This window comes from Sphingopyxis terrae subsp. terrae NBRC 15098 (assembly GCF_001598815.1).
Taxonomy (GTDB): domain Bacteria; phylum Pseudomonadota; class Alphaproteobacteria; order Sphingomonadales; family Sphingomonadaceae; genus Sphingopyxis; species Sphingopyxis terrae.
In genome coordinates this window covers 1-13,826 of sequence record NZ_BCZQ01000019.1, presented here as the reverse complement: position 1 = coordinate 13,826, position 13,826 = coordinate 1, and the positions used below count along the sequence as shown (strand labels likewise).

Sequence of the window (13,826 nt, the reverse complement as noted above, 5' to 3'; positions counted from 1 at the left end):
TCCGGGTGAATCGCAAGGCAGGATCGAAGTGGAGAAAGACGCGTGGACGGCTACAGCTACAGCGGACGCAAACCGCATTTCCGGGAAGAGCTGACGCTCGTCGAACGCGGCACGCCGATGGGCGAATATCTGCGCCGTTTCTTGCATCCGGTCGGACTGACGGACGACGCGACGGCCACGCCACGACGCGTGCGCATCCTGTCGGAAGATCTGATCCTGTTTCGCGACGGGGAAGGCCGGCCCGGGCTCGTCCACGCGCGCTGCATGCATCGCGGCGCCGACCTTTTCTTCGGCCGCGGCGAGGCCGAGGGCATCCGCTGCTGCTATCATGGCTGGTTGTTCGACGTCGAAGGGCGATGCCTCGACATGCCGATGGAGCCCGACAATGGCTGCAAGGTGCGCGGACGCATTCGCCAGCCCTGGTATCCGGTCGAGGAACGCTACGGCCTGATCTTCGCCTATATGGGCCCCCCCGACAAAAAGCCGCTGCTGCCGCGGTACGAACTGCTCGAAAATCTGGCCGAGGGCGAGGTGATCGTCACCGACGACAGCAATCTGGGGTCGGGCGGCTATGGCATCGCGCCGTGCAACTGGCTCCAGCATTTCGACAATGTCGTCGATCCCTTTCACGTGCCGGTGCTGCACCAGTCCTTCAGCGGCATCCAGTTCGTCGCCGAAATGGGGGTCAAACCCGATGTCCGCTTCGAATCCTTCGATCAGGGCGTCCGGTCCGAACAACTCCGCGACCTTGGCGACGGACGAACGCTGCGCCGCGTGACCGAGGCGCTGTTGCCCAATGTCCGCGTCGTCCCCAGCCCGCGCCTCGCGATGGGAAGAACCGAGGGGATCGGCTTTGTCGTGCCGATCGATTCGACCCATTATCTTGTCTATAATGTCGCGCGCGCTGCCCCAGGGACCGACCTGGGTGCGATCCGGTCGAAGCCCGGCGGTAAGGACTGGCGCGACATGAGCGATGCCGAACGCCAACGCTTCCCCGGCGATTGGGAAGCACAGACCAGTCAGGGCGCGATCGCCTTTCATTCGGAGGAGCATCTGGCGAGCAGCGATGCGGGAATCGCGATGTTGCGCCGATTGCTGGCGCGTCAGGTCAGGCTGGTCGCCGAAGGGGGCGATCCGGTGGGCTGGACGCAGACGCCGGGCGAAGAATGGATCGCCTCGCAGTCGGGAAATTTCGAGCTGGCGAGCTAGGCCGCGGACACTGCGGGCATGCGCGGTGATGTGGCGCCCTCTGCATAGCGCGCCTGCACCTGCGCCGCGGCGCGGCTGACATGCTCGACCAGCTCGGGTGAGGGTTCGGGGTCGACCAGCGTCGTCGAAAGCACGAGCCCGATCGTCGAGGCGAGGCTGCCGTCGGCTTCGAAGATCGGTGCCGCAATACCGCCTAGACCGTTGCCATGCACATCGACCTCGTAATCCATGCCGAAGCGCGCGAGATTCTCCTCGAGCCGGCCAAAATCGAAGCGCCCGCCCTCGAAATAGCGGCCAAGCCGTGCCGAAGGCGATTTCGGAAAGGCGAGCAGGGTGCCGAGCTGTATCGCGACGCCCGGCTCGAACTCGTTGGGCATCGCAGCAACGACGAGCGAACCCTCGCGCGTCGGCAATGTCTGCACGGCGGTATGCCCCGTTACGTCGCGCAAACGGCGCAGGAAGGGGTGCGCCACTTCGACGATATTGCTGCGATAGACCGCGGCGCGCCCGTATTTCATCAGCTTGCGGCCAAAGACATAGCCGCTTCCGGTCGGCGCCTTGTCGACCAGACCCAGCATCGACAATGTCTGCAAATGCCGCGACACGCGGGCCTTGGTCATGTCGAGATCGCGCGCCAGATCGGTAACGCGAACCGGACCCGTCGCGTCGGTCAACGCATCGAGAATCTGGACCGCGACCTCCACGCTTTTGACGGACCCGGGTTGATCGTCGCTCTTCGCCCTCATCCGTATCCATCTTCCCGTCTGTTGCCCCGCGTGCAGCATGGCGCGACTGGCACGCCGATGGCAAGCCTTCAGCCGTGGCTGACCGCCGCAAAAGCTTCCGCGACATAATCGACGTTGCCGGCGGTAAGTCCCGCGAGGTTCGCGCGGCCCGAATCGGTGGCATAGATGTGCCAGTCGTTCCGCAGCTTCTGGACCTGATCGCGCGACAGGCCGAGCAGGGCGAACATGCCGTTCTGCTCGGCGAGATAGGAAAAGTCGCGGCCTCCGCGTCCGTCGAGCTGCGCCACCAGCCGCCGACGGACATCCTGAATGCGAGTTCGCATTCCTGTGAGCTCGCTTTCCCAGCGGGCACGCAACCCGGCATCGCCCAGAATATGCGCGACGACCGCCGCGCCATGATCGGGCGGCATCGAGTAGTTGGCGCGAATGACAGGCAGCAGATGGCCCTTCGCCGCGTCGGCCTGCGCCGGCGTGCCCGCAACCAGCGTCAGCGCGCCCGTTCGCTCGCGATAGAGCGCAAAATTCTTGGAACAGGAACTCGCGACGATCATTTCGCGTACCTTGCCCGCCAGGATAGCGATGCCCGCGCGATCCTCTTCGAGTCCCTGGCCGAAGCCGAGATAGGCAAGGTCGACGAGCGGCGTCGCACCCTTGGCCGCGAGCAGGTCGCCGATCGCGGCCCATTGCGCCGCATCGGGGTCGGTTCCCGAAGGATTGTGGCAACAGCCGTGGACGAGCAGCGTGTCGTCGGCGGTCAATGCCTCCAGCGCGGCCATCATGGCATCGAAGCGGAGCTGCCCCGTCGCGACGTCATAATAGGGATAGGTGACGATCCCGATTCCTGCCGCGGTGAACAGCGCCGGATGGTTGGCCCAAGTCGGATCGGGCAGAAAGATGCGACCGCGGGGGCGCAGCCGATGGATGAAATCGCCCGCGACGCGCAGCGCGCCCGTGCCGCCGGGGGTCTGGACCGTGCGCGCCCGGCCATGGGCGTCGCTGCCCTCGCGGAAGATCAGCGCACGGATCGCGTCATTATAGACCGGATTGCCCGCGGAGGAGATGTAGCCCTTCGACGCCTGCGTTTCGACCAGCCATTGTTCGGCCTGTTTCACCGTGTCGAGGACGATCACGTCGCCCGCCGCATCCTTGTACACGCCGATGCCCAGATCGACCTTCCGCGGATCGGGGTCGGCTGCGAACAATTGGGCCATGCCCAGGATCGGATCGGCGGGGGCGTCCTTCAGGTCGGCAAACATCGTTCCTCCTATTGTCTCATAATATGAGACGCCATTACGTTATACGTAACAAATTTGATTTTGGCAAGGCGCGGCCGTGCCCGACCTGCGGGTGGCCGGCACCATTCTTTCCGGTGATCAGCGCGGGATGCGCACCGTCTGCAGCTGACTATATTCGTCGAGCCCGTGCTGGCCGAACTCGACCCCGATCCCCGACTGCTTTGCGCCGCCGAAGGGTATGTCGGGCGAAATCGTCGAATGGTCGTTCACCCAGACGTTGCCGCATTCGAGCCGCTGGACCAGGCGGGCGGCTTGCGCCACATCGGACGACCAGACCGATCCGCCGAGCCCGTTTTCGCTGGCATTGGCGCGCGCGATCGCATCCTCCGCGTCGTCGAAGCGGATGATCGGCAGGATCGGACCGAATTGTTCCTCGTCAACGATCCGCGTCCCGTCGCTGACGTCGACGACGATCGACAGCGGAAAGAAATAGCCGTCACCGCCCGATGCCTCGCCGCCAGCCAGAAAGCGGCCACCGGCGGCGCGGGCGTCGTCGGCGAGCGCGCTTACATAGTCGAACTGCCTGCGATTCTGCAGCGGGCCATATTGGCTCGCGGGATCGGATCCCGGCCCGACCACGCCCGCCGCGGCCATTTCGGCCAGCTTGGCTGCGAGCGCGTCGTGGATATCCTCATGCACATAAAGCCGCTTGATCGCCGCGCAGATCTGCCCCGAATTGCCGAAAGCGGCGCTGAAGATGCGCGGCGCCACGGCGTCGACATCGGCATCGGCCAGCACGATCGCGGCGTCGTTGCCGCCGAGCTCCAGCGTCAGCCGCTTCAGGTTCGCCGCGCCGTCGCGCATGATGGCGCGGCCCGTCGGCGTCGATCCGGTGAAGACGATCTTGTCGATCCCCGGATGGCGCGCCATCGCGCTGCCGATTTCGACATCGCCGGTCACCGCATTGAACACGCCCGCGGGCAGATGCGCGCTCGCGATCTCCGCCAGGCGCAGCGTGGTCAGCGGCGTGTTCGGCGATGGCTTGATGACCACGCTGTTGCCCGCGAGCAGCGCCGGGATAATGTGCCAGATCGCGATCATGACGGGGAAATTCCACGGCGTGATCGATCCGACGACGCCCAGCGGGCGGCGACGAATTTCGACGATCGGACCGTCGCCCTTGTCGATTCGCTCGACAGGCGGGCGCAGCGCCGCGGTGGCGCGGATCCAGTAGAGCGCACCCCCGATTTCCCCGAGCGCCGATTTGAGCGGCTTGCCCTGTTCGCGCGACAGCAGTGCGGCGAGGTCGTTCTGTTCGGCTTCGATTGCGTCGGCGATCGCGAGAAGCCGCTCCGCGCGGTCATCGACCGGGGTCGCCGCCCAGCCCGCGAAGGCTGCGCGCGCGGCGGCGACAGCGGCGTCGAGCTGTTCGATCGATGCGAGCGGACAGGCGGCGAATTGGCTGCCCGTCGCGGGATCGATCACGCCGAAGCTGGTGGCGGCTTCCACCGCGCGGCCGTTGATAAGAAGATGAAAGGGCTGGTCGGGCATGTCGATGATTCCTGAAAATCCGTGAAGGTCAGTCGGCGCAACTGGCGAGCAAAGCCGAAGCGCCGCGCGCTATCAGGCCGATGTCGGTCCCGATCGATATGAAAGCGAAACCCTGTTTGGCGCGCGCGCGCGCATCCTCGGCATCGAGCGCGAAGATGCCTGCGGGCTTGCCGGCGCGAGCGATCGCTTGCCGTGCGGTTTCGATCGCCGCCTGCACGTCGGGGTGGCGCGGGTTGCCGAGATGGCCGAGCGAGGCGGCAAGGTCGGCCGGGCCGACGAAAAGCCCGTCGATGCCCTCCACGGCGGCGATCGCATCGACCTGTTCGAGCGCTGCCGCGCTTTCGATCTGCGCGATGATGCCGACACGGTCGCCCGCGCGCTTCAGATAGTCGGCATCGGCGCCGAAGCCCGACGCGCGGCTCGTCGCGCTCGCGACGCCGCGGACGCCGACCGGCGGGAAGCGCGACGCGGCGACGACTGCGCGCGCCTGTTCGGCGCTGTCGACCATCGGCACGAGCAGGGTCGGAAAGCCGAGATCGAGATATTGTTTGATCTGGACCGGATCGCCGACAGGGACGCGCGCGATGGGGTGGACAGGGAAGGGTGCGACCGCCTGTAACTGCGCGAGCATCGTCTGCGCGGTGTTCGGCGCATGTTCGCCGTCGAACAGCAGCCAGTCGAAACCGGCACGCGCACAAATCTCGGCGGTGTAAGGCGTCGCGAGCGCTTGCCACAGGCCCAGCATCGCGCGGCCGCCCTGTGCGTCGCGCGCGGCGATCCATTGCGTGAAGTCGCTCATGCGAAGCGCACCGAAATGGTGCCCAGCGGGCCGAAGTCGACGTGGAAGCTGTCGCCCGCACGCGCCGGGACGGGGGCGGTGAAGCTGCCGCCGAGGATGATCTCGCCGGGCTCCAGCGTCTCGCCATAAGGATGCAGCTTGTTGGCGAGCCACGCGGGACCGTGCGCCGGATGGCCGAGCACCGCGGCGGCAACGCCCGAATCCTCGATCGCCCCGTTGCGAAAGATCAGCGCCGATACCCAGCGCAGATCGACGTCCATCGGACGCACCGGGCGCCCGCCAAGAACAAGGCCAGCGTTGGCGGCATTGTCCGAAATCGTATCGAACACCTTGCGCGTCGTTCCGGTCGCCTTGTCGACCTGTTCGATCCGTGCGTCGATGATCTCGATCGCCGGAACGATATAATCGGTGGCGTCGAGCACGTCGAAAAGCGTGCAGTCGGGGCCAGACAAACGATGCTTGAGCCGAAAGGCCAGTTCGACCTCGACGCGCGGAACGATGAAGCGTTCGACCGGAATGTCGCGCCCGTCGGGAAACAGCATGTCGTCGAGCAGCAAGCCATAGTCGGGCTCATCGATGTTCGACGACCGCTGCATAGCGCGGCTGGTCAGGCCGATCTTGTGGCCGATCGGCTTGCGGCCGTCGGCGATCTTGCGCGCGGTCCACGCCCGCTGGACGGCGTAGGCGTCCTCGATCGTCATGTCGGGGTGGCGGATCGAAAGCTGGGACAATTGCGTCCGGTCGCGTTCTGCGCGGTCGAGTTCGGCGGCGAGCGCCGCGATCTGAGGGGTGTCGAGAGGCATGATCAGTTCCGGTTGTTGGCGGCTAGCCGCCGATGGATGCTGTTGTGCTTCCACCCCTCGGCTTCGTCGATATAGAGCGACAGCGCGAGCGGGCGGCGATCGAAGAGGTCGCCGAGATGCGTCTTTACGGCGTCGAACATCTGGGTGAAAAAGCGCTGCACAAAGGCCGCGTCGCGTCCCGCACCCATTTTGACGTCGATATTGATGAAGGCATCGGCCGGATTGGTGCCGTCGGCGATCACATAATCGTCGACCCGTCGTGCGCGGACGCGAATACCGCCGACGGGAAAGACGCCGCCCGACCGCTCGCGCATTTCCGCCGCGATCAGCGCCAGCAAGGCGGGCAGATCGAATTCGCCCTGCAGGTTGGCGGTCCACTCGATGGTCGCGTGCGCCATCAGGCGATCTCTGCCGTCGCGACGAAGCAGCCGGTGCTGAAGATCGGGATTGGGGTAAAGAAATGCACCGTGCCGGGGCCGCGCGCTGCGGCGGCGGCGGCAATCAGCGTGCGGATCTCGAACCCGCCCTGGCCGGCTTCGGCATAGGTGCCGGCATCGGTGTAATCGAGCAGCGCCGCCTTGTCGCCTGCCGCCCAGCGGCGCAGGAATTCGCGGTCCCATTCTTCGTTGATCCGGCCGCTGTCGGGGGTCGCGGGCCAGTGCGAGATGCCCCCCGTCGCGATCAGCGCGATCCGCTGCGGCACGGCGTCCGCGGCGCGGCGCAGCGCTTCGCCGAAGGCCCAGGCACGGTGGAGCGGCGCCAGCGGCGGTCCCTGACAATTGATGTTGGCCGGAATCACCGTCAGCTTGTTGTCGGGATCGAGGAAACTCAGCGGCACCATGATCCCATGGTCGAATTTCCATTCCTCGGCATAGGCGACGTCGACGCTCTGCTGCACCTCGGCGATGATCGCCTGCGACAGTGCGGCATCGCCGCGGACGCGGCGGTGCGGGATGCGCAGCCAGTCGGGATCCTCGATCGGTCCTTCATAGCCGTCGGCCATGCCGATCGCGAAGCTCGGCATATTGTTCATGAAGAAATTGGCGAAATGTTCGGCCGCGACGATGATTACCGCGTCGGGACGCGCCGCATGCAGCGCGTCGCGCATCGCGCGATAGGCGGCGAAGAAGGGGTCGCGCAGCTCGGGCGGGGCGAGGTCGGCGCGTCCGGTGATGCCGGGGCCGTGGCTGCAGATTCCGGTAAAGACCAGCGTCATACGCCCGCCACCTTTTCGTCGAGGCCCGTGGTCATCGCATAAATGCCCGCGCGCACGGGGCCGTGGATGCGCACGCCGTCGCGCATGCGCTGGAGGTAATCGGCCCAGGCGATCTGCCGGAAGGCCGCGAAATGCATCAGGATCTGGCCGTTGACGCCGAGCACGTAGAGCAGGCCGACATCGCCGTCGATCACCGCCCCGCGTTCCTCGTCGCTAAGATCGTAGCGCGTGGTCACGGCTTTCGCGTCGGCGGTGAATTCGGCCTGCAGCGCCGTGTCGCGGTTTAGCTCGAACAGGAGCTTGGAAAGCTGGTACAGGCTCATGGCGCAAGCTCCACCCGGTGGGCGAGCCGTCCGACCCCCTCGACTTCGCACACCACGGCGTCGCCATCGTTGACGAAGGCGACACCATGCGGGGTGCCGGTCAGGATCATGTCGCCCGGCTCCAGCGTCATGATCGCCGACAGATAGGCGATCAGCCGCGCGATCGGAAACACCATGTCGGCGGTCGAACCCGACTGGACCTCGGCGCCGTTGATGGTGGTCGAAAGACGCAGCGCCTGCGGGTCACCCACGTCTGCCGCATCGACCACCCACGGCCCGAGCGGGGTCAGCGCATCGCGATTCTTCACGCGCAAATTGGGGCGGTAATAATTCTCCAGATATTCGCGCACCGCATAGTCGCAGGCGACCGTATAGCCGCCGACATGCGCCAGCGCGTCGTCCTCGGCGACATTGCGCGCGGTCTGCCCGATCACCGCCACCAGTTCGCATTCGGGATGCATCTGTTCGGCATCGCGCGGACGCCACGCCGTCCCGCCGTGCGCAACAAGGCTGTTCGGCCCTTTCAGGAAGACGAGCGGCTTGTCGGGCGCCTTGAAGCCCAGCTCGGCCGAATGATCGGCGTAATTCAGGCCCAGAGCAAAAATTCGCGCGCCGGGCGTCACCGGCGGCAACAACACAGCCTCGTCGAACGCGACATCATGCCCCGACGCGAGGCGCACCGAAGCGCCGTCGGCGCTCAACACGCCCCATTGCTCGCGGCCGGCATGGACCAGACGGACATGTTTCATGCGCCGTCTCCCGCAGCTGCGATGCGGGCTTCGAGCGCAGGAAACCCCCGTGCCGAAACGCGGATGCGACGTCCCGCCCCGGCGGTCGGACGGTCGAAGGCGGTGCCGACCAACAGCATGTCGCCCGGCATCGGCGTCATGAAGGCGGCGACGTCGGCAATCAGCGTGGGCACGTTGCGAACCAGGTTCGACAAGCTCCAGCGATGCACGGTCTCACCGTCGATCTCGGTCACGATCTCCAGCGCGTCGAGGTCGGCGGGCCGGCGGATCGCCGCGCCGACGGGAAGGAAGCCGTCGCGCGCCAGTTCGGCGACCGCGGGGCGATAGAAATTGTCGTGCGGGATCGACACGTCGATCGCCAGCCGCACCGCCGTCGGACCGGTCACCGTCCATTGCAGCGCCACCGTCGCCGCAATGCCGAGCGCGTCGCAGCCTGCAGGCAGGGCGACGACCGCGCCCCCGGCAACGACGCAATGGCCGGGTTTGATGTAAAGGACGGGGGCCTGGGGCGGCGCTTTATAGGGCGCAGCGCGGAACGCCGGATCGAGCGCCGCAACCTGCCTGCGATCATTGAGCGCCGTGCCATAGGCGGTGCCTGCGAACATGCCATTCTTCCCGTGTTTGACTGGCTCCCCGATGATACTTAACACGATAAATGTCAACCCGGCGAGCTCGAAAAGATGATCGAACAAGTCGTTTGACCTGCGCTTCAATCGCGCTATATATTTAACACGATAATCAATTTCGCTGGAGAATTTCATGCCTTCGACCCGCCGCGAACTGGCCCTTGGGGCGACCGCTCCGTTCCGCGATCGCCCGCTTGGCCACTATATCGACGGGCAATCGGTCGACGGGACGGGCAGCCTGTTTCCCGTCTTCGATCCCTCGACCGGCGAATCGCTCGGCGAGGCACGCGACGCGACCGAGGGGGAGCTCGACCAGGCGGTGGCCGCGGCAACGTCGGCGTTCGATCAATGGTCGCGCACCCCGGGAAACGAGCGCAAGGCCCTTCTCCACAAGGTCGCCGATCTGATTGAGGCGCGGGCTGAGGAAATCGCCGCCGTTGAATGTCTCGATGCGGGGCAGACGTGGCGCTTCATGTCGAAGGCGGCGCTGCGCGGTGCCGAAAATTTCCGCTTCTTTGCCGATCGCGCGCCGGGGGCAGCCGATGGGCAGGCGCTGCCGACCGCGGGGCATCTCAACTACACGACCCGCTCTCCGATCGGTCCCGTCGCCGTCATCACGCCGTGGAACACGCCCTTCATGCTCTCGACGTGGAAGATCGCGCCGGCGCTCGCGGCGGGCTGCACCGTCGTCCACAAACCCGCCGAATGGTCACCCTACTCGGCACGGCTGCTCGTCGAAATCGCGCATGAGGCGGGGCTTCCCGCCGGGGTGTTCAATGCGGTCAACGGGCTGGGCGAAACGACCGGGCGGCGGCTGACTGAACATCCCGACATCAAGGCGGTCGCCTTCGTCGGCGAAAGCAAGACCGGCAGCGCGATCATGCGCCAGGGTTCGGAAACGCTGAAGCGGGTGCATTTCGAACTCGGCGGCAAGAACCCGGTGATCGTTTTCGACGACGCCGATCTCGATCGCGCGCTCGATGCCGTGGTCTTCATGATCTATTCGCTCAACGGTCAGCGCTGCACCTCGTCGTCGCGGGTTCTTGTCCAGCGCTCGATCCACGACACCTTCATCGCGAAGCTGATCGAGCGCGTGAAGCAGCTCAAGGTCGGTGATCCCTTCGACGCCGCGACCGAAGTCGGTCCGCTGATCCACCAGCGCCATCTCGAGAAGGTTTCGAGCTATGCCGCCGTCGCCAGCGGCGAGGGCGCGACCGTCGCGGTCGGCGGCGCGCCGGCTGGCGGGCAGGGCTATTTTTATGCGCCGACCCTCTACACCGGCGCCGACATCTCAATGCGGATCGCGCAGGAAGAGATTTTCGGTCCGGTGCTCACTGCCATCGTCTTCGACGACGAAGAGGATGCGATCGCCAAGGCCAATGCCGTTGACTATGGCCTTGCGGGCTATGTCTGGACGCGCGACCTCGGCCGCGCGCTGCGCGTCTCCGACCGTCTCGAAGCCGGTATGATCTGGGTCAACAGCGAAAATGTCCGCCACCTGCCGACCCCGTTCGGCGGCGTGAAGGCCAGCGGCATCGGGCGCGATGGCGGCGACTGGAGCTTCGATTTCTATATGGAAACCAAGAATGTCGCGCTCGCGACGGGTGATCACAAGATCATGCGGCTCGGCGTCGCGCAGTAATGAACCGGTTGCGGCGCGAAGCCTGTCCGATCGGCGGCGAATGGGTGACCGGCGAAGCGTGGCTTCCGGTCAGCGATCCCGCGAGCGGTGCGGTGATCGGACAGGTTCCCGATTTCTGCGTTGCCGAAACGCGCCGCGCGATCGCCGCGGCCGAGGCGGCGCTGCCGGCATGGTCCGCGCGCACCGGCAAAGATCGCGCCGCGCTGCTGCGCCGCTTTCACGACGCGATCATGGATGAACGCGACGCGCTCGCCGACCTGTTGACCGCCGAACAGGGCAAGCCACGCGCCGAGGCGCGAAGCGAGATCGCCTATGCCGCCGCCTTCATCGAATGGTTCGGCGAAGAGGCCAAGCGCGTTTATGGCGAGGTCAACGACGGCCCGCGACCGGGCAGCCGCATCATGGTGCTGCGCCAACCGATCGGTGTCGTCGCCGCGATTACCCCGTGGAATTTTCCCGCCGCGATGATCACGCGCAAGATCGGCCCGGCGCTTGCCGTGGGTTGCACCGTCGTCGTCAAGCCCGCGCAGCAGACGCCCTTGACGGCGCTTGCCCTTGCGGCGCTGGCCGAAGAGGCGGGGATTCCGGCTGGCGCGCTCAATGTTGTGACGGGACGGGATGCCGTCGCGATCGGCGGCGAACTATGCGCGAACCCGGTCGTCCGCAAGCTCAGCTTCACCGGCTCGACGCCGGTCGGCGCGGCGCTGTATGCCCAGTCGGCGCCGACGATCAAGAAGCTGAGCCTCGAGCTTGGCGGCAACGCACCCTTCATCGTGATGGACGATGCCGACATCGACGCCGCGGTTCGCGGCGCGATCGACAGCAAGTTCCGCAACGCAGGACAGACCTGTGTCTGCGCCAATCGCATCTATGTTCAGGACGCCGTGCACGATGCCTTTCTCGACCGCTTCGTCGCCGCTGTCACGGCGCTGCGTGTTGGCCCGGGCTGCGATCCAGACGTCGAGATCGGCCCGCTGATCGAAGACAAGGCGGTCGACAAGATCGAGCGCCTGATCGCCGACGCGGTCGCAAAAGGCGCGCGCATTGCCGCGGGCGGAACGCGCGACGCGCGCGGCGGGCGCTTCTTCCGGCCCACCGTCCTTGCCGGCATGCGTGACGGGATGCTCGCGCTGGAGGAGGAGGCGTTCGGACCGCTCGCGCCCGTCGTCCGCTTTGCGACCGAAGACGAAGTCGTCGCGCTCGCGAACCGGTCCGAATATGGGCTCGCCTCCTATCTCTATACGCGCGACCTCGGCCGCGCCTGGCGCATCGCGGAGCGGATCGAGGCGGGAATCGTCGGCGTCAATACCGGCTTGATTTCCACAGAGCTTGCGCCTTTTGGCGGGGTCAAGGCATCGGGCTTGGGGCGCGAAGGGTCGCGCCACGGGATCGAGGATTATGTCGAACTCAAATATGTCTGCCTCGATCTCGGGACACCATGATCGTGGCGGGTGAATTCAGAACAACGGATTTTTAGCGGGAGTGGAATGATGAAGGCCGAGGATCAAGCGCCCGCTGACGGCGACTATCGATATGGTTGGTATACCGCCATCGTCCTGATGGTCGCCTACACGCTGTCCTTTCTGGATCGTCAGATCCTGACGCTGATGGTTGGGCCGATCAAGGCCGACCTCGGCATCACCGACACGCAGTTTGCCATGCTGACCGGGGGGGGCCTTCGCGCTCTTCTATACCGTGATGGCGTTGCCGATGGGCTGGGCGGCGGATCGCTATCCGCGCAAATGGGTCATCGCCTCGGGAATCGCGGTGTGGACGATGGCCACGGGTGCCTGCGCCTTCGCACGCACCTTTCCCCAGCTCATGGCGACGCGCATCATGGTCGGGGTGGGGGAGGCGACGCTCTCGCCGTCGGCCTATTCGATGCTGCGCGACCGCTTCGATGATTCGCGCCTGCCGCGCGCGATGAGCATCTACTCGCTCGGCATCTTCATCGGCGCGGGCCTTGCGCTGATCATCGGCGGCATGGTCGTCAGCGCGCTCGCCGTCACCCCCTATGTCGAGGTGCCGCTGCTCGGCACATTCCGCTCGTGGCACGCGGTATTCCTGGTCGTCGGACCTCCGGGCATCGTGGTCGCACTGTGGGTCGCGACGCTCAAGGAGCCCGTTCGCAAGCGGCCAGCCGAGGCCGAGGAAAAGGCGTCTTTTTCGCTTTCCGCGATCGCCCGGTTCTTCGGCGAATGGCCGCGTATGTCGCTGGCGCTGTTCATCGGCGCCGGTTTCCTCTCGATCCTCAGCTATCTCGATGCCTGGTATCCCGAACTGTTCATCCGCATGTACGGCTGGCACCCGGACGAAGCGGGCCGGGTCAACGGGCTCGCGTCGCTGACCGCCGGCCCGGCGGGTATGATATTCGCGGGCTGGTACACCAGCAGGCTGATCAAGCAGGGCCGCGCCGATGCCTGTCTTTTCCTCGCAATGATCGGCGCGATCGGGCTCGGTGTCTTCGGCGCCTTGATGCCGATCATGCCGAATGCGACGTGGATGGCGGTAATGGTATGGCCGATCAAGTTCCTCGGCGGCTTCAACCCGGTGCTGATCCCGGCGGCGATCCAGATGATCGCGCCGCACAATCTGCGCGCGCAACTGGGTGCGGTGTTTCTCCTGACCACCGGCATTTTGGGCACCGCGCTCGGACCGATCGTGCCCGCTTTCATGAGCGATTATCTGATCCGCGACGAAAGCCAGCTCAACGTGTCGATCGCGATCACCGCGCTCGTCGTGGCGCCGATCACCGCTGCGCTGATCGCTTATGGTCGCCGCCAGTTCCGGGAACGCGTGGCGACGATGCCGCGCTAAGGCCGCCATGAACTTCGACGTATTGATAGTTGGCGGTGGCCACGGGGGTGCGCAGGCGGCGATCATGCTGCGGACGCAGAAGTTTGCCGGGAGCATTGCGATCGTAGGGG

The 13,826-nt window shown here is 65.8% G+C and carries 14 protein-coding genes; 4 read left to right on the top strand and 10 right to left on the bottom strand.

Annotated elements, in window-relative coordinates; all coding sequences use genetic code 11:
- The first annotated feature begins 42 nt into the window (after nucleotides 1-42).
- On the top strand, nucleotides 43-1,209 hold the full coding sequence (locus tag STE01S_RS12450) for an aromatic ring-hydroxylating dioxygenase subunit alpha (protein ID WP_062768066.1): 1,167 nt from the start codon (nucleotides 43-45) through the stop codon (nucleotides 1,207-1,209).
- Here the strand turns inward: STE01S_RS12450 and STE01S_RS12445 are convergent.
- From STE01S_RS12445 to STE01S_RS12400, 10 genes are all read right to left on the bottom strand, one after another.
- Nucleotides 1,206-1,955, bottom strand: a complete 750-nt coding sequence (locus tag STE01S_RS12445) for an IclR family transcriptional regulator (RefSeq protein ID WP_062768063.1) — start codon at nucleotides 1,953-1,955, stop codon at nucleotides 1,206-1,208. The genes STE01S_RS12450 and STE01S_RS12445 overlap by 4 nt on opposite strands.
- A 68-nt stretch (nucleotides 1,956-2,023) precedes the next feature.
- Nucleotides 2,024-3,211 carry an amino acid aminotransferase gene (locus tag STE01S_RS12440; RefSeq protein ID WP_062768060.1) on the bottom strand — a complete coding sequence of 396 codons (1,188 nt, stop codon included), beginning with the start codon at nucleotides 3,209-3,211 and terminating at the stop codon, nucleotides 2,024-2,026.
- A 117-nt stretch (nucleotides 3,212-3,328) separates the two neighbouring features.
- Nucleotides 3,329-4,741, bottom strand: coding sequence for an aldehyde dehydrogenase family protein (locus STE01S_RS12435; RefSeq protein ID WP_062768057.1), 1,413 nt, complete (start codon nucleotides 4,739-4,741; stop codon nucleotides 3,329-3,331).
- 28 nt (nucleotides 4,742-4,769) lie between these two features.
- Complete coding sequence (locus STE01S_RS12430) at nucleotides 4,770-5,540, bottom strand: HpcH/HpaI aldolase family protein (protein WP_062768054.1); 771 nt, start codon at nucleotides 5,538-5,540, stop codon at nucleotides 4,770-4,772.
- On the bottom strand, nucleotides 5,537-6,343 hold the full coding sequence (gene hpaH, locus STE01S_RS12425) for a 2-oxo-hept-4-ene-1,7-dioate hydratase (RefSeq protein ID WP_062768051.1): 807 nt from the start codon (nucleotides 6,341-6,343) through the stop codon (nucleotides 5,537-5,539). The genes STE01S_RS12430 and hpaH overlap by 4 nt, the downstream gene beginning before the upstream one ends.
- A gap of 2 nt (nucleotides 6,344-6,345) precedes the next feature.
- Nucleotides 6,346-6,741 (bottom strand): 5-carboxymethyl-2-hydroxymuconate isomerase, encoded by a 396-nt coding sequence (locus STE01S_RS12420; RefSeq protein ID WP_062768048.1) that lies wholly within the window; start codon nucleotides 6,739-6,741, stop codon nucleotides 6,346-6,348.
- A complete protein-coding gene (locus STE01S_RS12415) occupies nucleotides 6,741-7,559 on the bottom strand; it encodes a DODA-type extradiol aromatic ring-opening family dioxygenase (RefSeq protein WP_062768045.1) in 819 nt (272 codons plus the stop codon). Before STE01S_RS12415 ends, STE01S_RS12420 begins: the two co-directional genes overlap by 1 nt.
- Nucleotides 7,556-7,882 (bottom strand): aromatic ring-opening dioxygenase subunit LigA, encoded by a 327-nt coding sequence (locus STE01S_RS12410; RefSeq protein WP_062768042.1) that lies wholly within the window; start codon nucleotides 7,880-7,882, stop codon nucleotides 7,556-7,558. The genes STE01S_RS12415 and STE01S_RS12410 overlap by 4 nt, the downstream gene beginning before the upstream one ends.
- Complete coding sequence (locus tag STE01S_RS12405) at nucleotides 7,879-8,631, bottom strand: fumarylacetoacetate hydrolase family protein (RefSeq protein ID WP_062768039.1); 753 nt, start codon at nucleotides 8,629-8,631, stop codon at nucleotides 7,879-7,881. The genes STE01S_RS12410 and STE01S_RS12405 overlap by 4 nt, the downstream gene beginning before the upstream one ends.
- Nucleotides 8,628-9,236: a fumarylacetoacetate hydrolase family protein gene (locus STE01S_RS12400; protein ID WP_062768287.1), complete on the bottom strand. Its 609-nt coding sequence runs from the start codon at nucleotides 9,234-9,236 to the stop codon at nucleotides 8,628-8,630. The genes STE01S_RS12405 and STE01S_RS12400 overlap by 4 nt, the downstream gene beginning before the upstream one ends.
- Nucleotides 9,237-9,390: 154 nt before the next feature.
- Between STE01S_RS12400 and hpaE the strand changes: the two genes are divergently transcribed.
- The 3 genes from hpaE to STE01S_RS12385 all read left to right on the top strand — a co-directional run bounded on the left by hpaE (nucleotide 9,391) and on the right by STE01S_RS12385 (nucleotide 13,716).
- Nucleotides 9,391-10,899: a 5-carboxymethyl-2-hydroxymuconate semialdehyde dehydrogenase gene (gene hpaE, locus STE01S_RS12395; RefSeq protein ID WP_062768036.1), complete on the top strand. Its 1,509-nt coding sequence runs from the start codon at nucleotides 9,391-9,393 to the stop codon at nucleotides 10,897-10,899.
- Nucleotides 10,899-12,341, top strand: coding sequence for an NAD-dependent succinate-semialdehyde dehydrogenase (locus tag STE01S_RS12390; protein ID WP_062768033.1), 1,443 nt, complete (start codon nucleotides 10,899-10,901; stop codon nucleotides 12,339-12,341). Before hpaE ends, STE01S_RS12390 begins: the two co-directional genes overlap by 1 nt.
- Nucleotides 12,342-12,609: 268 nt before the next feature.
- A complete protein-coding gene (locus tag STE01S_RS12385) occupies nucleotides 12,610-13,716 on the top strand; it encodes an MFS transporter (protein WP_255265946.1) in 1,107 nt (368 codons plus the stop codon).
- Nucleotides 13,717-13,826: the final 110 nt, after the last annotated feature.

What these genes read in the sequence shown, in the direction of transcription:
- STE01S_RS12405 (WP_062768039.1), bottom strand. Translation starts at nt 8,631, where the DNA reads ATGAAACATGTCCGTCTGGTCCATGCCGGCCGCGAGCAATGGGGCGTG.
- STE01S_RS12410 (WP_062768042.1), bottom strand. Translation starts at nt 7,882, where the DNA reads ATGAGCCTGTACCAGCTTTCCAAGCTCCTGTTCGAGCTAAACCGCGAC.
- STE01S_RS12420 (WP_062768048.1), bottom strand. Translation starts at nt 6,741, where the DNA reads ATGGCGCACGCGACCATCGAGTGGACCGCCAACCTGCAGGGCGAATTC.
- STE01S_RS12390 (WP_062768033.1), top strand. Translation starts at nt 10,899, where the DNA reads ATGAACCGGTTGCGGCGCGAAGCCTGTCCGATCGGCGGCGAATGGGTG.
- STE01S_RS12440 (WP_062768060.1), bottom strand. Translation starts at nt 3,211, where the DNA reads ATGTTTGCCGACCTGAAGGACGCCCCCGCCGATCCGATCCTGGGCATG.
- STE01S_RS12415 (WP_062768045.1), bottom strand. Translation starts at nt 7,559, where the DNA reads ATGACGCTGGTCTTTACCGGAATCTGCAGCCACGGCCCCGGCATCACC.
- STE01S_RS12385 (WP_255265946.1), top strand. Translation starts at nt 12,610, where the DNA reads ATGGGCTGGGCGGCGGATCGCTATCCGCGCAAATGGGTCATCGCCTCG.
- STE01S_RS12435 (WP_062768057.1), bottom strand. Translation starts at nt 4,741, where the DNA reads ATGCCCGACCAGCCCTTTCATCTTCTTATCAACGGCCGCGCGGTGGAA.
- STE01S_RS12430 (WP_062768054.1), bottom strand. Translation starts at nt 5,540, where the DNA reads ATGAGCGACTTCACGCAATGGATCGCCGCGCGCGACGCACAGGGCGGC.
- hpaH (WP_062768051.1), bottom strand. Translation starts at nt 6,343, where the DNA reads ATGCCTCTCGACACCCCTCAGATCGCGGCGCTCGCCGCCGAACTCGAC.
- STE01S_RS12445 (WP_062768063.1), bottom strand. Translation starts at nt 1,955, where the DNA reads ATGAGGGCGAAGAGCGACGATCAACCCGGGTCCGTCAAAAGCGTGGAG.
- hpaE (WP_062768036.1), top strand. Translation starts at nt 9,391, where the DNA reads ATGCCTTCGACCCGCCGCGAACTGGCCCTTGGGGCGACCGCTCCGTTC.
- STE01S_RS12400 (WP_062768287.1), bottom strand. Translation starts at nt 9,236, where the DNA reads ATGTTCGCAGGCACCGCCTATGGCACGGCGCTCAATGATCGCAGGCAG.